Genomic DNA, 18,411 nt, shown 5'->3' with positions numbered 1-18,411 from the left:
TCGCCTCCTAATATGTTTTTATGTCTAAACCACTAGCAGGGCTGATGGCCAAATCAGCCTCAATATGGTTTAAATGCGCTAACATCAAGTCTAATGCTAACTGTTGATCTTGGCTTTTTATTGCATCTACTAAATGCCGATGTTCGCTGGGAGGGCAGTTAGAAAAACTGTGCTGGCCATACATCCCCGTAATTAAGCTCGACTCTGTAACAAGCGTTTTCATAAAGCCCGTGAGCAGATGATTATTTTGGAAACTAGCAATGAGTAAATGAAACTCAACAGATAATCTAATCAACTCATAACGGTCATTTGCAATAAAGGCTTGCTCTTCAAGCTTCATATGGGTGTTGAGTTTAACAATGTCGGCTTCATTTCGTTGTTCTATTACACCTTTAATAATAATAGATTCAATGGCCCGTCGAGCTTCAAACAAGATAACTGCTTGCTGCAAAGTTGGCCTACGAATACTGGCCCCTTTATTAGCCTGTAGCTCTACAATACCTTTGTTGGCTAGGGTTAGTAGCGCTCTCCTTACATACATTCTGCTAACACCAAAGCGCTCGCACAGAGACTTTTCACTCAACCGTGTGCCAGGTTTAATACGTTGTTCCATGACATCATTAACAATGGCATCCACAATATTTTCTTCAATAGCGACAGTTTCCTTTGCGCCCATATTAATACCTAATTCCCTGAATTTAAGTCAAAAAAGGGCAACCTTAGTTACCCTTTTATACTTAAGTAAGCTTAGGTGAGCCTTCTTTAGGCCCACCCTTAATAGTGCTTAAATTGATCACTTTAGGACCACCAATGACTCGGACTATGCTTAACGTTAATAACACCCCTAAATAATTTGAGGCGCTATCTTGGTATGTGGCTTAGGCTTCGTCTGGCAGAACCTTGTTCAATACAATTGCAAGAAATGCCGTTGGGGCAACCGCTGATGTAGCGAGAGTTTTCCAAATACCTGGCAAATGTTGCACAGCACCTGGCACCAAGTTAAGACCTAGACCAACCGTCAGTGATATTGCAATAATAATCATGTTCCGCCGATTCATTGATACCTCAGACAAAACATTCATCCCTGCCGCTGCAACCATGCCAAACATTACAATCACGCCACCACCCAGCACAGGGAAAGGCATTGAAGCAATCGTCGCACCAACCTTAGGTAACAGACCACAAAGTAGCATTATTACACCAGCAATAGTCACAACGTGACGGCTCATGACACCGGTCATACTGACGATGCCCACATTCTGGCTGAACGATGTATTTGGCAACCCACCAAACACACCAGCAACAGCTGTACCCAATCCATCTGCATAAGTCGCTCCAGAGATTTCAGCATCTGTAGCTTCGCGGCCAGCACCGGCTTTAGTGGTTGCTGAGACATCGCCCACAGTTTCTACTGCTGATACAATCGACACCAAAATCACCCCGATAACAGCACCTAAGTTAAATTCAAAGCCGAAGGGCAAAACTTGTAGGCCAGTAATCCAGCTCGCCTTTGCTACACCGCCAAATGACACCATTCCGAGCATGTAAGCCAAAACATAACCAGCGACAAGACCAATTAAAATAGACGCATTTGATAAAATGCCATTGGTTCTAAACTTAATCACCAAGGACACAACAATAACAGTTAACGCAACAGACCAATGTTTTAAGGATCCGAAACTATCTGCGGCCATTTGAAAGTCAGCGGCGCCACCGGCAGCATATTTAATGCCGACAGGAATAAGGTACAGACCAATTGCCAAAATAACCAAACCTGTAACTAAAGGAGGGAACCAACTACGAATTTTGACAATAATTGAGCCCAAAGCGAAGTGAACCAAGCCTGCAATAATGCAAGAGGTCAAGGCAACACTAAGGCCCTGAGTTGCAGCAATACCGGCAAGTACGCCAACAAAGGCAAAACTTGTTCCTTGCATAATTGGCAACCTAGCTCCAATGGGGCCAAGGCCAACCGTTTGAAAAAGGGTTGCAATACCTGCAAATAACATTGCCATCTGAATTAGATACACTTGTTCAGCACCGCCAAAAGCCAAACCAGCTGCTCCAGCAACGATAATTGAAGGTGTTACATTGGAAGCGAACATTGCAAGAACATGTTGCATCCCCAATGGCAGCGCTTCATTCATAGGTGGGGTCTCGTTTGCATCGCTGTAAACGGAGGGATTTGATTTTGTCATTTTATTCTCTCTGTTGTTGAGACGATTAAATCTCTAATTATTGTTTTAATAAGTTAAACAAGCTGCCCTTAGATAGCAGATTGTTAACAATATAATGTCACCTTTTATAGTTAATGTATAGCGGTTACAAAATAAGCCTTACTGTAGGCTTGTTGATACCCCCAACATAGGTTTAAAATTAGGCATTCAGTCTTAGGAGACACCTCAATGTTTAGTGGTTCATACGTCGCATTAGTTACCCCTTTTATCAATGGCAAATTAGATGAGGCCGCTCTGCGCCGCATTGTAAACTGGCAGTTAGACAAAGGCACTCATGGTTTAGTGCCTGTTGGAACGACAGGTGAATCACCCACTTTGTCAGAAACAGAACACAAAAGAGTGGTAGAAATTGTGGTTGAGGAAAATAATGGCCGCGTACCTATTATTGCAGGAGCTGGGTCTAACAACCCTGTAGAAGCTTTAGCTTATGCGCGCCACGCTAAAGAGTTAGGTGCAAATGCCGTATTATGTGTCGCTGGTTATTACAACCGCCCTAACCAAGATGGTCTTTATGCTCACTTTGAGTACATCACCAACGGCGTAGATATTCCCATGGTGATTTATAATATTCCACCACGGGCCATTGTTGATATAGAGCCACAGACTATGGCAAAACTTGCAGCCCTGCCCAATGTAGTGGGTGTAAAAGACGCTACTGGTGATATTTCGCGTATTAGCCTAGAGCGCATGGCACTAGGCAATAATTTTTCTTACCTGTCTGGTGACGATTTAGCAGCTGTTGCATATAATTCAGTGGGTGGTAACGGGTGCATTTCTGTCACGGCCAACGTTGCACCCAGCCGCTGTTCAGCGATGCAAACAGCCTGTCTTCAGGGTGACTATCAGGAGGCAAAGCGCATCCACGATGAACTCATACCGTTACATGCGGCCATATTTAACGAACCTAGCCCAGCAGGCGTGAAGTATGCTGCGTCATTATTGGGGTTGTGTAGCGAAGAAACCCGCTTGCCAATAATGCCCCTCAGCGCGAAGAGTAAGGGCACACTGGATAGCTTGCAGCATTTGATGGGTTAATGTGTAATTTGCTGCGTTATTCTAATGATCGTAGTAACGCAAATTAATGGCTGAAACCTAGCGAATCAAACCGTACTCTTGGTCTAACACAGCAATAATTTCTTCTTTAGGTCGCTGGCTAACATCTAGCTTGCGGCCTGTAATTTTTTCTGCGATACCTATATAGGTGTCCGATATATCTTGCATCGCTTGCAAAGGCAGGGCATTGTTGGCTGCCAAAGCTGAACGTTCAAGCATGCGCTGTTTGTTAAGCAGAATGTCGGCATCATCAAAATGGTTAAGCAAGAACTGTCTGAATCCTTCTTTAGATTTTTCCACAACTTCACCTGCCCTTAAAGCTGCACCATCCCAGATTCTAGATGAATCTGGTGTGCCCACTTCATCCATATAAATCAACTTTTCCTCACCGTTGGCGTCTGTTACATAGCCAAACTCAAATTTGGTATCGACAAACACTTGGTCTTGGGCTGCTAAGTCTTGGCTAATGACCGAGAACCCATCGCGCAATAAGGTTTCATAACGGTTAATATCGGCAGGAGTAGCAAAATTAAAGGCTCCATAATTAGCTTCCAGATTTGCTCGACTGACGTTAACATCATCAGCCGCTGGCACGTTAGGTATGCCCTTAAGAATACCTTTTGTAGAAGGAGTGATAAGCAGTTCTGGCAAACACTGGTTCTGTTGCAAGCCTTCTGGCAAAGTAATACCACAAAATTGTCTTTCGCCACCAGCATAAGCCCGCCACATAGACCCAGTAATGTATTGGCGTGCTATAGCTTCTATCATTACTGGTTTAGCTTTTTGTACAATCCATACTAACGGGTGCGGAGTATCAACAATATGACTGTCTGCCAAGCCAGCATCACGGAAGCGAGCAAACCAATGGTTAGCGACCGCATTGAGTGCGGCTCCTTTGCCTGGGACACCTTGCAATCCCCCTTCACCGTGCCATATACAGTCAAAGGCAGAAATTCGATCACTAATAACCATTACTGCCAAAGGTGAATCAGCAGCAACATTGTAACCTTTGGCAGCAATCAAACGCTTACTTTGCTTGTTGTTCAACCAATAAACACTGCGCACTTTACCACTGTGAACAGGTAAATCTGTAGTAATGGGCAAGTCATCATTGGTGGCAAGTACGTTATGAAAAGCAGACATATAGAGTGTGTTCTCAGATAAAGCGAACCCGCATTTTACCTAAATTATTCACTAGGTGCAGCCATTAGTCACCAAAGTCGGTTATATTTTGTATCATCTGCATGACCTCTAGAATAGCTTCTCTATTTGCCACTTGGTGCAACCCAGCAAGGTACCACTGAGTGGTTAGTTCACCATCACCTATCGGACGAGTCACTAACCCATATTTTGGCCCTTGCGACAAAGCAGTCCAAGCAGGAAGAATAGTAATACCTTGGCTGTCACTTACAATGTTTAATACTGCTTCAGTAACTCCAGCACTGATTACATTGCTGGGCAGCACATGGTGACGCCGAAACACCAGATCATACTCTCGCCCTTGCTCTGGGTTTGTGTGATAAGCCACATAAGGAAAATCGGCAAACATCTGCGGTAGTAATCGAGCGTGATACGCCAACGGATGATTACTGGCCATTAATGCCACCAGTGGGTCTTCACCCAAATGAATGCAATTAAAATCACTTGCTGGTGAAACCCCAGAAACCACCGCAATATCAATGGCTTGCTGGCGTAATGCTGACTCAGGATTCAACCCTACATCAGCCGCAATTTCTAGACCGATGTGTGGGCAATTAATAGTTAGCTGTTGATACAACTCAGGCAACCAGTGGTGGGGGGCATACGCCTCCAAACCCAAGCGCACAGTGGTTGTTACTCCGCCACTCATCTGTGCTACATCTTGCTCTGCCCTCTCTAACTCCGATAGAACCCTGCGTGCAGCAAACTGTACTCTTAGGCCTGCCGGCGTAGCGACTAGCTTTTTATTTTGCCTAGTGTATAAAGCAGTATTTAACAACCGTTCAGCTTCGCGTATGCGATGGCTCAATGCCGACTGGCTTACCTGCAAGGCCACTGCAGCACCTGACACACTGCCGGCTATCTCTAAAGCCCGAATCATTTGCAACTGCCTAACACTTAATTTAATCGCCATTACCCTATCCAATGTATGCATTTAATTCATACTTAATACTCAAATTATGACATTTACTTCAAAAAATATACACCCTACACTATAAAAAACGCCCACACGGAACAACCATGACCTACAAGTGCCCATACGCCTCTGGTGCCATCGACGTCAGCGATGAAAACATTCACTGGCAGCAAGACATTAGTTACGGCCAATACCTTGGTTTAGAAAGTCTTTTAGAGCAACAGAACCCTCTTAGTGACGCCCATGACGAAATGTTATTTATCGTTATCCACCAAGCTTCAGAGCTATGGATGAAGCTCTGTCTGCATGAAGCCCACGGCGCAGCCCAGTTGATTGCTCAAGACACCTTACGGCCTGCTTTTAAGATGCTCACACGCGTTGCTCGCATACAACAGCAGATGGTTAATGCATGGGAAGTTTTAGTCACCATGACCCCAGCAGATTACGCTAGCTTTAGAGACAGCCTGGGGCAAAGTTCAGGCTTCCAGTCGTTTCAGTACCGCGAGCTAGAGTTTTTATTGGGCAATAAAAACGTCGCCTTAATTGAAGCTCATAAAAATCACCCTAAAAACTACCAACATTTGAGTGCCATTCTCAATTCACCTAGTTTGTACGATGTTTGTCTTCAGCTACTTAAAAAACGGGGTTTTGATATTCCAGTAGGCCAAATTGAAAGAGACTGGACACAACCGTACACGCCAAATAAGCAGGTTGAAGCTGCGTGGCAAAAGGTCTATGAAGACACGGAAACTTATTGGGATTTATACGAATTAGCCGAGAAATTAGTAGACTTAGAATACCACTTTCAACAGTGGCGTTTTAACCATGTAAAAACTGTAGAACGTATTATTGGCCACAAACACGGCACTGGTGGGACATCTGGAGTAGGCTATCTTAAAAAAGCCCTGTCTTTAGAATTTTTCCCAGAGCTTTGGTCTGTTCGTACAAGCCTTTAAATCAAATACAATTACGTTGGTTAGTACCTATTAACGTGCCAACTGAAAACTGATAAATGTCGACCACTAAAAAGAGCTACAGTATGACCTCATTAAACCGAGAAACCTTTGAAATATTAGATCTAAATGATTCACTAGCATTTATGAGGAGTGAGTTTAGCCTGCAGGATGGCCTTATTTATCTAGATGGTAATTCCCTTGGTGTATTGCCTAAAGCAACTGCAAGCCATGTTAGTGAGGTGATACAGCAGCAATGGGGTGTGGATCTAATTCGCAGCTGGAACTGTCATCAATGGATGCAAAAGCCCACAGAACTGGGCGATAAAATTGGCCGTTTAGTAGGTGCGGAAATGGGACAAGTGTTAGTATGCGATACTACTTCGGTGAATATTTTTAAGTTAGCCGCCGCCGCCGTTAAAATGCGCCCTGGTCGCAGTAAGCTTATTACTGAAACTGGCAATTTTGCTACAGACCTCTATTTGTTGCAGGGTTTAGCTAAGTTATTGGGTGACCAAGTTCAGGTTGTTGCCCTACCCAGAGACCAAGTACTAAATGCCATTGATGACGACACTGCGTTAGTATTATTAACCCATGTACATTTTAAGACAGGTGCTATGTGGAATATGGCCAGTGTTACTGAGCTAGCGCAAAAAAGTGGCGCTTTAATGATGTGGGACCTATCTCACTCAGTAGGTGCCATGCCTATCTGCTTAGATCATGTTAGTGCCGACCTCGCAGTAGGCTGCACCTACAAATACCTCAATGGCGGACCGGGTTCGCCAGCTTTTGTTTACGTGGCTAAACGCCATTTAGCAGAATTTCAACAGCCTCTGACTGGCTGGATAGGCCACGCCAAGCCGTTTGATTTTGAAGATGACTATGAAGGTGCAGCAGGCATTCAACAAGCTATGTGTGGCACCCCAGCTGTTTTAGCCAATGCAGCACTTGAGGTGTCTTTAGACCTGATGTTGGAGGTTGATATGCAGGCAGTGCGAAGCAAGTCTATGCACATGGGCAAACTGTTTATTGAGTTAATCCAACAACGCTGCCCATGGTTTATAATAGGATCTCCAACAAACGATGAACACCGTGGCAGCCAAGTGTCGTTAACTCACCTTCAAGGCTACGCTATTATTCAAGCCTTAATAGCACGTAATATTGTGGGTGACTTCAGAGCCCCAGATAATCTTCGCTTTGGCTTCACACCACTGTACTTGAGGTATGTAGACCTTTGGGACACAGTGGATGCCTTGGTGGATATCATGTCGAATGAGAGCTGGAACCAGCCCCAGTTTTTGCAACAACAAGCTGTTACCTAACCTTTTTATTCAATTAGATTGAATCGCTAAAACATGTCTTTAAATGTATTTATGATAACTAAAAAAGAGTATATCAACATTGGCGGCAGAGCCAGACGCGAAGCTGAAACAGCACGTTTTGAGGATGGAGAGTTTGTAGAAATGTTTGTTAACACCCCATTAGATGTCGCTGAGCAGCGTGACCCAAAAGGTTTATATAACGAGGCTAGGCGTGGTGGAATCCCACACTTTACTGATATCAATAGCCCTTATGAGGCACCCAAAAATCCTGATTTTGAAGTGGACACCAGCGTCTTAACTTCCGAACACATTGCAGAGCAACTTGTTGCAAACGTGATCTCAGAATTGGAGTTGCAACAATGAGTCATGCTGAAACAATAATGTCCAACCCAGAACTATTGGCAGGCTTAGTGAAACTTACTAAAGAAGCCGGTGATGTGATATTAAAAATCTACCATAGCAACCACTTTGATGTGCAAAAAAAAGGTGACGAGTCGCCAGTGACGGCAGCAGACCTGGCTGCCCATCATTATCTTATAGCAGGCCTAGAACGGCTTACACCCATGATTCCTGTAGTGTCTGAAGAAGACATTACATCATTAGATATTGGCAGAAATAATAGCTCTTACTGGCTTATAGACCCATTGGACGGTACCAAAGAGTTTATTAATAAGAACGGTGAATTTACTGTTAACTTAGCTCTAATTGAAGCCAATAAAACTATTTTTGGATTAGTGGGTGTGCCTATAACTAATACTGTTTATTGGGGTGGCCAATACCTAGGCGCCTTTAGACAAGAGCAAAACACGTCATACCCTATTACTCCCATTGAGTGTGTTAAAGCCAACAGTCCCATTAGGGTACTCGCTAGTAAAAGCCACCTTAATGAGGCCACAAAAATTCTCATTAGCGAATTAGGTCCAACCACACTTCTGCAAGCTGGAAGCTCACTTAAATTTATTCGCATTGCTGAAGGCTTAGCAGACTACTACCCTCGCCTAGCACCCACATGCGAATGGGATACTGCAGCTGCTCAGGCGGTGCTAGAAGGGGCTAATGGGAGCGTAAAACAAACCTCTGGTGAGCCTATGGTGTATGGTAAGAGAGACATTTTAAACCCTCACTTTATAGCTATGGGCCTTAGTTAAACCAGCTTTTAATAATTTTTTTTACTTACCATTAGGCCCCTTGAATAATACCAACATTAAAATAGCTAGCCTAACATTCCCCAAAAGAGCTATATTGCCGCCAACCGTTTAAATTAAACAAATCAGAGCCATGTTATGAAAATAGCCACCATGCAAAGCCACATTGTGGCCGTACCCCCACCTTACATTGGTGGCATGTATTGGATTTTTGTCACCCTACAAACAACTTGTGGCATTAAGGGTGTGGGGGAGGTTTATGCGTCTACTTTTCACCCAGAGGTGATGGTAAAAGTGCTAGATGACGTATTTGATCGCTACCTCAAAGGTCACGACCCACATCATATTGAACGGTTTTACCGAGAATGCTATTCCAGTGGGTTTACTCAGCGGCCGGACCTCACCATGATGGGGGCGTTTAGTGGTCTAGAAATGGCTTGCTGGGACATCATTGGCAAAGCGGCTGATAAACCTGTTTATGAGCTAATAGGTGGCAAAGTTCATGATAAGTTGCGTTCTTATACTTACCTCTACCCGACTAATAGTAAAGGTGAGTATGATTACGAGTGCCCCGATTTAGCAGTTGAATGTGCGCTAAAAAATATGCAGCAAGGTTTTACTGCATTAAAGTTTGACCCTGCTGGGCCTTATAGTGCCTACTCTGGCCACCAGATTTCACTGGCTACTCTAGAACGAAGCGAAAATTTCTGCCGAAAAATTCGTGATGCTGTGGGTAATAATTGTGATCTGTTATTTGGCACCCATGGCCAAATGACTCCAGCATCTGCCATTCGCTTAGCCCAACGCATTGAGCCTTTTGACCCTTTATGGTTTGAAGAACCTGTACCCCCAGGGCAACCAGAAGCAATGGCAAGAGTGGCTGCCAAAACCAGTATTCCAATTGCTACGGGCGAGCGATTAACCACTAAATATGAGTTTCATGACGTTTTGAAGCATAAGGCTGCGTCTATTTTGCAAATGAACTTAGGCCGTGTAGGTGGAATTTTAGAGGCTAAAAAAATTGCAGCTTTAGCCGAAGTGTATTTCTGCCAAATTGCTCCTCATCTATATAATGGACCTGTGGGTGCAGCCGCTAGCATTCAATTAGCAACAGCTACTCCTAACTTCTTAATTCAAGAGAGCATTAATACTTGGGATGGTTTCCATGCGGAAGTGGTTGAGGATAAAATTGATTGGCGAGACGGTTACATTATTCCCAATGCTAAACCGGGGTTAGGTATCTCGCTAAACATGGATGTGGTGAAGGCCCATTCCCCTTATACCGGAAAACGCTTGCACTTGATTATGGATAGCAAGGTGTATAATGAGCACTCTAATACGCCTGGCTAAGACCTGAGCACAGCCTCTGAATGTTAAGGTATAAAGCGCAAGTGGTGGTGGGGAGTAGCCTGTTATGGAAGTAGATTACATCATTGTAGGAGCAGGTTCTGCTGGGTGCGTGCTGGCCAACAAACTCACTCGGTGTGGCCATTATAATGTTCTGTTATTAGAAGCGGGAGGGCCATTATTTAACCCATGGATCTCGGTGCCTGCAGGGTTTGGCAGCACTTATTACCACCCTCGTTATAACTATATGTACCACAGCCAACCCGAGCCTAACATGAAAGGGCGAACCCTATATGTACCTAGGGGGAAATGCCTAGGGGGTTCTGGCTCCATCAATGCGATGATTTATGTACGTGGTCAAGCTCAGGATTTTGACGACTGGGCTGCGGCGGGTAATCCCGGCTGGTCTTATGATCAGGTGCTGCCTTATTTTAATGAACTAGAACAACACCCTAAAGGCCCAAGCTTATACCATGGTGCCACTGGCCCTATTGGCATAACCCCTATGCACCAAGATGCACACCCAATATGTACGTCCTATATACAGGCCACTCAACAACTAGGCTTGCCACAAAGTGACGATTTTAACGGCGTGCAGTTTGAAGGTGCAGGAATTTATGACGCCAATATCCGCAATGGCCGCCGTGACTCAAGCTATACAGCTTACTTAAAACCTGCTTTAAAGCGCAGCAACTTAGACTTGTGGACCCATGCCCACGTGCATAAATTGCGAATTAAAGACAAAAAAATAAAAGGCATAGATGTTATTCACATGGGTGAATTACGACATGTTAATGTTCGTAAAGAGATCATTCTATGTGCTGGAGCCGTTGCGAACCCTAAACTTTTACAGCTTTCTGGTGTGGGCGAAAAAGTATTACTAGAAAAGCATAATATTGACATAAAACACCTTCTTCCAGCCGTAGGCCAGAACCTACAAGACCACCTGTGTGCGAGCTTTTATTTCCACAGCAAAGTACCCACCTTAAATGATGATTTTGGCACTTGGCCAGGGAAGATAAAAGCGGGTCTAGAGTATGCGTTTAAGCGAAGTGGGCCTTTGTCTATGGCGGTGAACCAGGCAGGAGGTTTCTTTCGTGGCAACGAGTCCGAAACCCATGCTAATTTACAGGTTTATTTCAATCCACTGTCTTATGAAATCCCCCAAAGCCCTAATGCCAAGTTAGAACCGTTGCCCTATTCGGGTTACCTAATGGCAGTAAATCCCTGCCGACCTACTAGCCGCGGTCATATCAACATTGCTAGCATTGACCCTAAACAGGCACCCTTGGTGAGCTTTAATTACTTAAGTACTGAAAAAGATCGACAAGAAGTTATTCAGGCTTGCCAGTTAGTGCGCCGTATAAGCCAAGCTCAAGCGCTGCAAAACGTCACTGTGAAAGAAGAAAAACCAGCACAAAAAGTGCGAACAGAAGCCGAGATGTTAGCGTATTTTCGAACTGAAGGAAGTTCCATTTATCATTTATGTGGCACCTGTGCCATGGGCGAAGACCCACTACTCACTGTGGTAAACTCAGAGTTAAAAGTACATGGTTTGGAAGGCCTGCGAATTGCTGATGCCTCTGTGTTTCCCAACATTACCTCTGGCAACACCAATGCTGCCACAATGATGGTGGCAGCTAAAGCGGCCGACCTAATACTCAAGCCAGACTTTAAGTAAAGATCATCACTGAGCATGCATAGACGCACTTATGCGTACCTTCCCGAACTAACTCATTGAGCAGTTACACCTCAACCTGGTATATGTCATCGATATCATCTAAGCCTCTGTGGCTGACATTCAAATTCTTTATCACGCCATCATTTAAACCGTATATCCAACCATGTATTTCTAGAGTTTGATTTTTTTGCCAGGCTGTTTGCACGATTTTGCTATGGGCCAAGTTAGCCACTTGCTCAACTACATTAATTTCACACATACGGTTCAGACAAGCGTCTTCGTTGTGAAAATCTTGCAACTCTTCACGATGACGCAAGAAAATATCTTTAACTGACCTTAGCCAATAGTCGCTTATACCCGCGTTAGTATTCTCCATAGCCACTTTAACACCACCACACCCATAATGACCACAAACGATAATATGCTCAACTTTAAGCACATCAACTGCATATTGAATCACTGATTGGCAGTTGAAATCGACGTGTTTGACTAAATTAGCAACATTTCGATGAACAAATAGTTCTCCAGGCAACATACCAACAATTTCATTTGCTGGAACACGACTGTCAGAACAGCCAATCCATAAATACTTTGGGGTTTGTTGTTGAGCCAGTGTAGTAAATAATTCTGGCTGTTCCTGAGCTATCTTTTTAGCCCAAGCTTTATTCATGTCTAGTAGATCTTCAATTGCCATAAAATTACCCTAACAACTCCAATTAGTAAGATAAACACGATGTTACCACCCAAGGTGGTGAGAAAAAACTATGCTTTAGAAGAAAACTAGTGTGTACTAGCCAGATAATCAAAACAAGTCTTTGTTGTGTCTACTTAAGAGAATAGTTAATGTCGTCTATCGATGAAAAAAAGCAGTTATTGCGCGTTCAAGCGAAACAACAAAGAGCTAAAGCATTTATTGTCGACCCATATGTGGGTAAGCAAGTGTGTGATCGATTATTAGACGCAAATATACTGCCACATGCCCAAATCGTGGCAGTGTATTGGCCGTTAGGTGATGAGCTTGACCCTGTACCGTTGTTAAACACACTGCATTCTCTTGGGCATAGAATGGTATTACCAGTCATGCTTGGGGCCAAAAAACCACTTGTTTTTCGCACTTGGTGCCCAGGGGACGAGTTGCAAAATGCTAGCTTTGGAACCCTTGAGCCAAGTAAAGATAAAACAGAACTAGAACCTGATGTTATTTTGGCACCTTTACTGGCCTTTGATAGTAGAGGTTTTCGCCTTGGATATGGGGGTGGATTTTATGATCGGACGTTAGAGAAATTACGAAAAAAAAAGCGGGTATCAGTGTACGGTATTGCTTATGCTGCGCAAGAGATGGATCAGGTCATTAAGGGGCCATATGACCAGCCCCTAGACGGTATAGTGACTGAGCTGGGTGTCACTAGATTTTAATTTTAGGCATCAACACTCAAGTTTTTGGTACCCTCACCTCTGCTGGCACTGCAACCCAACCTATACCTTCAATGTTAAACTCTAGTGTGACTTCTGATTGGTTTTTCATAGTATGTTTAAGGCCCATCAACATGGCATGCTTGCCACCTGGAGATAAGGTTAGGATAGCTCCTGGGGCAATGAGCCAACCATCTGCGACCTTTCGCATTTGCATGACATTATCAACCATGATCATGCTATGGAGTTCTGAGTGCGCACTGAAAGAAGTTCTTACAGCGACCAAGCGAAGACTAGAGTCAGTCACATTCTCAATTTCAACAAACCCTGCTGTCATATGCATCCCGGGCATGGGCTTTTTTACCCAAGCGTTAGCAAACTTAACTTGGTCCGTTGCTGCTTGATTAGCATACGAGTTCGTTGACAGTATAGTCAAAGTTATCAAAAAAAATCTCATTAATTTCATTTCGCTGTCTATCTCATTGGTTAATACGTTTGTCTTACCATGTCAATTATATCAGCAAAAAATATCTTATAAATAGTATCAATAGAGTTATTTTAGTAATTGCGTTAAAGCTAATGTATTAGCAAACACTAAGCCTTAAGAGGATCCAAGTTTTATCCCCATTCGCTGTGGATAACTCGGTTGATAAATATTGTAAAAAAGCCTCAAAGCCAATTATATCGGCCTTGTTAACAAACTGGTTAAAAAATAACCAGCTTAAAAATTATCCTTTTAAATCAACATCTTATCAATGTCAATCTGTTAGGTTGAGATATTTTTAAGGAATTAATGGGTTTTATGCTGGGGCTTGAAAAATGTGCACAACCCGCGCTATAAGTTTCAATGAGTTAGGGATGTCAAGAACAAATAACACAGAAAACGACAAAAAAGATGTTCTTTTTTAGCCCTAACTATTGACACTTTTTCAAAATCAACAACTTACAGTTGGCGAACACGATCTTGGCCAAAGGTTAAACTTAGGATATTTTCTGCAGCTTGATTAAGGATAGTTTGGCGAGCTTGACGGCTAGCCCAGGCTGTATGTGGTGTAATAATAAGATTGTCTCTTTCTACAGCCAGCAAAGGATGGTTTTTTGGTGGCGGCTCCTGAGTTAATACATCAATACCTGCTCCCGCTATTTGGCCTTCATCCAGTGCCTTAATTAAAGCAGCCTCATTTACAATTCCACCACGGGCACAGTTTATTAATAATGCAGTATTTGGCAAAGCACAAAGCTGAGGCCAATCAATCAAGTTTGTAGTGTCTTGAGTAAGCGGGCAATGCAGAGATAGCACGTCCACTTGAGGCAACAGATCACTCATGGATATACGTCCATCACTAGGCTCTTGACCTTGCCTTGCAGCGACCAGTACCCTCATGCCAAAAGCACGTGCTAGATTGGCAACGCCCTTACCGAGATCTCCATAACCTATAATACCCAAAGTTTTACCTGCCAAACTTTCTACTGGGTAGTCTAACATGCAAAATTGGGCACTATCGCTCCACTCACCGTTATTGATTAAGCGCCTATAACTGAGCATTCGAGTACTTAGGCTAAGCATCAACATTAAGCAATGCTGTGCCACTGAATCTACCCCATATGCTCGACAATTTTGTACGCTAATACCAAACTTTTTAGCCGCTTTAACATCGATGTTATTAACCCCGGTGGCCAGCACAATAATGTGTTTTAGCTGGGGTAATTGGGAAAAGTGTTTGGCGCCTAAGTCAACCTTATTAACTAAGGCAATATGGGCGCCCGCTAGGCGCGCAACGATCTCACCTGGCTGAGTATGTTGATGGCAGCGCAGATTGCCAACAGCCACTTGGATGACCTTAAAATTAAGGTCTCCAGGGCCTAGCGTTGCGCCATCTAACAGCACTGCATCCATGCCTTATAACTCCTGTAATGAGTATTTTATCGAACCAACTGTTGCTGCAAGTCCCAAAGAATCTCTTCTGCATAAACTTTAGCAGCAGGCAGTCCTTGGTTGTCTAATACTTGTAAGTAAACGCTAGTTAACGTTTCTTCAAAGCTTAACTGAAATTGGCCCACAAAGGTGTATTCGCCAGTGTCGCTGGTGTCGCCCTGATCCTTGTCTTCGAATACATAAATCACCTCCCCTCCTAACCATACCTTAAAGCCCTTTTTATCTGCTAGGCTCTCTTCCTCTTTCGCTAGGTTTGGATTAGATGAGTAAATAGGACGATCACTTATTGTCGCCTCAGCCTCATTACCACCCAACAGGGCGAGATTGATGGTTACACCAGGTTTCCTAGTGCTGCCACCATGAAGGCCTTTGAACCAACTCCACATTCCACCGGTATTGGCGCTAGTCTCCTGAAACGTTCGCAAGTGACTTGTATGGGTAAAATAAACTTTTTTTGCAGTTTCGTCATAACTGCCAACATCAAAAGAAGACATAGCCGCAACAACCATTGGTAAAGCCTTGTTATAGTTTATGCTAAGCTGCACCAGCGGTTGTCCATATTGATCTTTACCTAATAAAGGTGCTTGGTATTGCAAACTCGCGTCATCAGTTTTTTGAGCCACTTGGGCTGTGTGGCTTAGGTAACGCAGCAATTCAAACGTAATCTCAGACTCATTAGCTAGCGCACGGCCTGCCTCTTGCCAATCTAATGGTTTTTTTTGTTGTATTTCTAACTGAGTAAATTGCAAAAAATTCAAAGACAGTTCAACCCGATTTTTTAGCGTTTCATTTAACTCTACTTTAACTCGGCCATAAGCAATATTATCGTCAGATTTAGACAAACTTCTAATCCAACGACTGATAAAGTCATCGGCAGGCCCTTTATTTGACAAAGAAAACCACTCAGTCTCAATCACTTTAGGGCCAGAGATAGTATCTAAAGCAATGCCCTGATTAGACCAAAACTGTGCTACTTGCCCTTGTACCTTGGTTAGGCTGCCAGCTACGCTAATACGTTTTAAATTTGCTCCACCAGTAAAATATGCAGAATCGCTTCCTGCTTCAGCAAACACAAAATCTGGTCGCGGCGCAGATTCAATTCCTGTGGATTGACCCACCAGTTGAGCAGCAGGTATAGTGAGTAGGTCGTTCTGAACTTGATCGTCATTTAAACCTTGAGGTACAACAATACGATCGATAACCTTAGATGTTGCATAATCTAAGCTTTTATTTCTTAGGATGCTGTCACCATCTTCACTAACTAAGGGGTTTCCAGAACAGGAAGTCAGCACTATAGTTGCTAAAAATAATCCGAAAGTACGCGTAAATCCAAAACCTTGTTGTTTCAAAATGTCGTCCAGTTGTTTAAGATGTCACAAAAATTATATGATAACACTTTTAATTGAGACTACCCATATGAGCCTTACTATTGGACAACCCGTACCCTACTTAACAGCCCCAGCCACAAGCCAAACTGAATTTAATTTAGATCAATTAAAAGGCCAATTTTTTGTGCTGTATTTTTATCCAAAAGACGATACTCCCGGATGCACTACTGAAGGACATGATTTTAACAACTTACTGAGTGAATTCGAACAGCTCAATTGTAAAATATTTGGTATTTCAAGAGACTCTATTAAAAAGCACGAAAATTTTAAAGCCAAACAAGGCTATAACTTTGAACTAATTAGTGATGAAAGCGAAGCATTATGCCAACTGTTTAATGTAATCAAGCTAAAAAAGCTATACGGCAAAGAGTACTTGGGAATTGATCGAAGTACCTTTTTGATTAATTCTGAAGGTGTTTTAGTACAAGAGTGGCGTGCCGTAAAAGTTCCTCAGCACGCTCAGATGGTTTTAGACTGCCTCAGCCAGATAACAGCTTCTTAGGCCAGGCATTCATTACGGCTTTGAGTAATGTTGCCAAAGGAATGGCAAAGAACACACCCCAGAGGCCCCAGAGACTGCCGAAAAACAATACGGCAACAATGATGGCCACTGGGTGCAAGTTAACTGCTTCTGAAAACAATAAAGGCACAAGCACATTGCCATCGAGGGCTTGGATAATGCCATAGACGATAATTAGAGTATAAAATTCTGTAGACACGCCCCACTGCACGTAGCCAATTAATGCCACAGGAATAGTTACCAGCGTCGCTCCTATGTATGGAATCAGCACCGACAAACCTACAACCATAGCTAATAAAGCTGCATAATCCAGCCCTAACCACAAAAAGGCAACGTATGTAGCACTTCCTACAATGCCAATCTCGACCACTTTGCCTCGGACGTAATTAGCAATTTGTTGATCCATTTCAAGCCATACATGGCTTAATACATTGCGCTCAGTAGGTAAAAATGCAGTTAGCCAAAGCACCATCATATGGCCATCTTTGAGAAAGAAAAACACTAATATTGGCACTAATACCAGATACACTAACCAAGTGAGCGACTGGCCAATAGACGCCAAGGAAAAGGACACTAAGAGCTGTCCAGCATTACCTATCTCTGCCATCGCAGCATCAGATAATTGTTTAATTTGATCAGCATTAACCAATTCAGGGTATTGTTGTGGTAACAACATAAACAAGCCCCTCAGTTTTTCTAGCATTAGTGGTAAATCACCAAGTAAATCAGTTGCTTGGTACCATAACAAAGGTAATAGAACAAAAATAAAAGCCATAAGTAACGCTATAAATAGACTATAAATGCCCCAAACTGCAGGCAAGTGATTAACCCCAAAGCGTTCCAACCACTCTACTAGACCCAGCGTCAAATATGCCAGTATCATACTTGCGAAAACTGGAGCCAAAGTAGAGCCAAACATCAAAATTGAAGCTAAACCAACCGCTAAAAGAACCACCAGTAGCAGTGCCTGTTCATCAGCAAAAAAGTGGTCCAACCAAGCGCGAAATACTTTAAACATGTGTTATCCTAAATTCTCTTTTCAATGAGATAATGATAAACGTTATCAATACATTCATTCTGATGTAAATGGTGACCAGTCAATCGTGTCCACGCTGCAAAGTCCCTTTGCGAACCAGCATCTGTTGCTAGCACTTTAAGCTTTTCGCCCACTTTTAACTGGCTTAAAGCTCGCTTCGCTTTTAATAGCGGTAAAGGACATTGTAAACCCTGAGTATCCAGCAGCTGGTGTCCGAGTGTTGCGTCCAATGTCGTATCATTATACATATCAAATCTCATCTTC

19 protein-coding genes are annotated in these 18,411 nt (G+C 43.2%); 9 read left to right on the top strand and 10 right to left on the bottom strand.

Annotated elements, in window-relative coordinates:
- Positions 1 to 7 precede the first annotated feature (7 nt).
- Both ABXT60_RS06030 and ABXT60_RS06025 read right to left on the bottom strand, forming a co-directional pair.
- Entirely contained in the window at positions 8 to 676 is a 669-nt protein-coding gene (locus tag ABXT60_RS06030; protein ID WP_443631840.1) for a GntR family transcriptional regulator, read from the bottom strand.
- Positions 677 to 878: 202 nt separating this feature from the next.
- Positions 879 to 2,198 (bottom strand): uracil-xanthine permease family protein, encoded by a 1,320-nt coding sequence (locus tag ABXT60_RS06025; RefSeq protein ID WP_443631839.1) that lies wholly within the window; start codon positions 2,196 to 2,198, stop codon positions 879 to 881.
- Positions 2,199 to 2,405: 207 nt separating this feature from the next.
- Here ABXT60_RS06025 and dapA point away from each other — a divergent pair, with 207 nt between their 5' ends.
- Entirely contained in the window at positions 2,406 to 3,272 is an 867-nt protein-coding gene (gene dapA, locus ABXT60_RS06020) for a 4-hydroxy-tetrahydrodipicolinate synthase (protein WP_443631838.1), read from the top strand.
- 57 nt (positions 3,273 to 3,329) lie between these two features.
- Here the strand turns inward: dapA and ABXT60_RS06015 are convergent, their stop codons facing one another.
- Entirely contained in the window at positions 3,330 to 4,433 is a 1,104-nt protein-coding gene (locus ABXT60_RS06015; protein WP_443631837.1) for a phosphoribosylaminoimidazolesuccinocarboxamide synthase, read from the bottom strand.
- 64 nt (positions 4,434 to 4,497) lie between these two features.
- The gene (locus ABXT60_RS06010; RefSeq protein WP_443631836.1) at positions 4,498 to 5,403 is read right to left on the bottom strand and encodes a LysR family transcriptional regulator; all 906 of its coding nucleotides are present in this window, start codon (positions 5,401 to 5,403) and stop codon (positions 4,498 to 4,500) included.
- A gap of 107 nt (positions 5,404 to 5,510) precedes the next feature.
- Between ABXT60_RS06010 and kynA the strand changes: the two genes are divergently transcribed.
- The 6 genes from kynA to ABXT60_RS05980 all read left to right on the top strand — a co-directional run bounded on the left by kynA (position 5,511) and on the right by ABXT60_RS05980 (position 11,854).
- Complete coding sequence (gene kynA / locus ABXT60_RS06005; protein ID WP_443631835.1) at positions 5,511 to 6,362, top strand: tryptophan 2,3-dioxygenase; 852 nt, start codon at positions 5,511 to 5,513, stop codon at positions 6,360 to 6,362.
- 83 nt (positions 6,363 to 6,445) lie between these two features.
- On the top strand, positions 6,446 to 7,681 hold the full coding sequence (gene kynU, locus ABXT60_RS06000) for a kynureninase (RefSeq protein ID WP_443631834.1): 1,236 nt from the start codon (positions 6,446 to 6,448) through the stop codon (positions 7,679 to 7,681).
- 51 nt (positions 7,682 to 7,732) lie between these two features.
- Entirely contained in the window at positions 7,733 to 8,044 is a 312-nt protein-coding gene (locus ABXT60_RS05995; RefSeq protein ID WP_443631833.1) for an adenylyl-sulfate kinase, read from the top strand.
- The gene (cysQ, locus tag ABXT60_RS05990; RefSeq protein ID WP_443631832.1) at positions 8,041 to 8,829 is read left to right on the top strand and encodes a 3'(2'),5'-bisphosphate nucleotidase CysQ; all 789 of its coding nucleotides are present in this window, start codon (positions 8,041 to 8,043) and stop codon (positions 8,827 to 8,829) included. The genes ABXT60_RS05995 and cysQ overlap by 4 nt, the downstream gene beginning before the upstream one ends.
- 135 nt (positions 8,830 to 8,964) lie before the next feature.
- Positions 8,965 to 10,176, top strand: a complete 1,212-nt coding sequence (locus tag ABXT60_RS05985; protein WP_443631831.1) for a mandelate racemase/muconate lactonizing enzyme family protein — start codon at positions 8,965 to 8,967, stop codon at positions 10,174 to 10,176.
- A gap of 64 nt (positions 10,177 to 10,240) precedes the next feature.
- Positions 10,241 to 11,854, top strand: a complete 1,614-nt coding sequence (locus ABXT60_RS05980) for a GMC family oxidoreductase (protein ID WP_443631830.1) — start codon at positions 10,241 to 10,243, stop codon at positions 11,852 to 11,854.
- A 64-nt stretch (positions 11,855 to 11,918) separates the two neighbouring features.
- Here the strand turns inward: ABXT60_RS05980 and can are convergent, their stop codons facing one another.
- The gene (can, locus tag ABXT60_RS05975; protein WP_443631829.1) at positions 11,919 to 12,548 is read right to left on the bottom strand and encodes a carbonate dehydratase; all 630 of its coding nucleotides are present in this window, start codon (positions 12,546 to 12,548) and stop codon (positions 11,919 to 11,921) included.
- A gap of 149 nt (positions 12,549 to 12,697) precedes the next feature.
- Here can and ABXT60_RS05970 point away from each other — a divergent pair, with 149 nt between their 5' ends.
- Positions 12,698 to 13,270, top strand: a complete 573-nt coding sequence (locus ABXT60_RS05970; RefSeq protein WP_443631828.1) for a 5-formyltetrahydrofolate cyclo-ligase — start codon at positions 12,698 to 12,700, stop codon at positions 13,268 to 13,270.
- Positions 13,271 to 13,286: 16 nt separating this feature from the next.
- On the opposite strand, the gene ABXT60_RS05965 is transcribed toward ABXT60_RS05970, so the two are convergent.
- The 3 genes from ABXT60_RS05965 to ABXT60_RS05955 form a co-directional block, all read right to left on the bottom strand.
- Positions 13,287 to 13,712 (bottom strand): copper chaperone PCu(A)C, encoded by a 426-nt coding sequence (locus ABXT60_RS05965; RefSeq protein WP_443631827.1) that lies wholly within the window; start codon positions 13,710 to 13,712, stop codon positions 13,287 to 13,289.
- Between the two features lie 498 nt (positions 13,713 to 14,210).
- Positions 14,211 to 15,164 carry a D-2-hydroxyacid dehydrogenase gene (locus ABXT60_RS05960; RefSeq protein ID WP_443631826.1) on the bottom strand — a complete coding sequence of 318 codons (954 nt, stop codon included), beginning with the start codon at positions 15,162 to 15,164 and terminating at the stop codon, positions 14,211 to 14,213.
- Positions 15,165 to 15,190: 26 nt separating this feature from the next.
- Positions 15,191 to 16,552, bottom strand: a complete 1,362-nt coding sequence (locus ABXT60_RS05955) for a hypothetical protein (protein ID WP_443631825.1) — start codon at positions 16,550 to 16,552, stop codon at positions 15,191 to 15,193.
- A gap of 67 nt (positions 16,553 to 16,619) precedes the next feature.
- On the opposite strand from ABXT60_RS05955, the gene ABXT60_RS05950 reads away from it, so the two are divergent.
- A complete protein-coding gene (locus ABXT60_RS05950; RefSeq protein WP_443631824.1) occupies positions 16,620 to 17,093 on the top strand; it encodes a peroxiredoxin in 474 nt (157 codons plus the stop codon).
- Here ABXT60_RS05950 and ABXT60_RS05945 read toward each other — a convergent pair.
- The gene (locus tag ABXT60_RS05945) at positions 17,071 to 18,129 is read right to left on the bottom strand and encodes an AI-2E family transporter (protein WP_443631823.1); all 1,059 of its coding nucleotides are present in this window, start codon (positions 18,127 to 18,129) and stop codon (positions 17,071 to 17,073) included. The two genes, ABXT60_RS05950 and ABXT60_RS05945, sit on opposite strands and share 23 nt — an antisense overlap.
- An 8-nt stretch (positions 18,130 to 18,137) precedes the next feature.
- A complete protein-coding gene (locus tag ABXT60_RS05940; RefSeq protein ID WP_443631822.1) occupies positions 18,138 to 18,395 on the bottom strand; it encodes a sulfurtransferase TusA family protein in 258 nt (85 codons plus the stop codon).
- Positions 18,396 to 18,411: the final 16 nt, after the last annotated feature.

The organism is Candidatus Njordibacter sp. Uisw_056 (assembly GCF_047730085.1).
Lineage (GTDB): Bacteria > Pseudomonadota > Gammaproteobacteria > Pseudomonadales > Balneatricaceae > Njordibacter.
This window is presented reverse-complemented; position numbering and strand designations above follow the sequence as displayed.

Coding starts and splice junctions, on each gene's coding strand:
- ABXT60_RS06030 (WP_443631840.1), bottom strand. CDS start 676: ATGGGCGCAAAGGAAACTGTCGCTATTGAAGAAAATATTGTGGATGCC.
- ABXT60_RS06025 (WP_443631839.1), bottom strand. CDS start 2,198: ATGACAAAATCAAATCCCTCCGTTTACAGCGATGCAAACGAGACCCCA.
- dapA (WP_443631838.1), top strand. CDS start 2,406: ATGTTTAGTGGTTCATACGTCGCATTAGTTACCCCTTTTATCAATGGC.
- ABXT60_RS06015 (WP_443631837.1), bottom strand. CDS start 4,433: ATGTCTGCTTTTCATAACGTACTTGCCACCAATGATGACTTGCCCATT.
- ABXT60_RS06010 (WP_443631836.1), bottom strand. CDS start 5,403: ATGGCGATTAAATTAAGTGTTAGGCAGTTGCAAATGATTCGGGCTTTA.
- kynA (WP_443631835.1), top strand. CDS start 5,511: ATGACCTACAAGTGCCCATACGCCTCTGGTGCCATCGACGTCAGCGAT.
- kynU (WP_443631834.1), top strand. CDS start 6,446: ATGACCTCATTAAACCGAGAAACCTTTGAAATATTAGATCTAAATGAT.
- ABXT60_RS05995 (WP_443631833.1), top strand. CDS start 7,733: ATGATAACTAAAAAAGAGTATATCAACATTGGCGGCAGAGCCAGACGC.
- cysQ (WP_443631832.1), top strand. CDS start 8,041: ATGAGTCATGCTGAAACAATAATGTCCAACCCAGAACTATTGGCAGGC.
- ABXT60_RS05985 (WP_443631831.1), top strand. CDS start 8,965: ATGAAAATAGCCACCATGCAAAGCCACATTGTGGCCGTACCCCCACCT.
- ABXT60_RS05980 (WP_443631830.1), top strand. CDS start 10,241: ATGGAAGTAGATTACATCATTGTAGGAGCAGGTTCTGCTGGGTGCGTG.
- can (WP_443631829.1), bottom strand. CDS start 12,548: ATGGCAATTGAAGATCTACTAGACATGAATAAAGCTTGGGCTAAAAAG.
- ABXT60_RS05970 (WP_443631828.1), top strand. CDS start 12,698: ATGTCGTCTATCGATGAAAAAAAGCAGTTATTGCGCGTTCAAGCGAAA.
- ABXT60_RS05960 (WP_443631826.1), bottom strand. CDS start 15,164: ATGGATGCAGTGCTGTTAGATGGCGCAACGCTAGGCCCTGGAGACCTT.
- ABXT60_RS05950 (WP_443631824.1), top strand. CDS start 16,620: ATGAGCCTTACTATTGGACAACCCGTACCCTACTTAACAGCCCCAGCC.
- ABXT60_RS05945 (WP_443631823.1), bottom strand. CDS start 18,129: ATGTTTAAAGTATTTCGCGCTTGGTTGGACCACTTTTTTGCTGATGAA.
- ABXT60_RS05940 (WP_443631822.1), bottom strand. CDS start 18,395: ATGTATAATGATACGACATTGGACGCAACACTCGGACACCAGCTGCTG.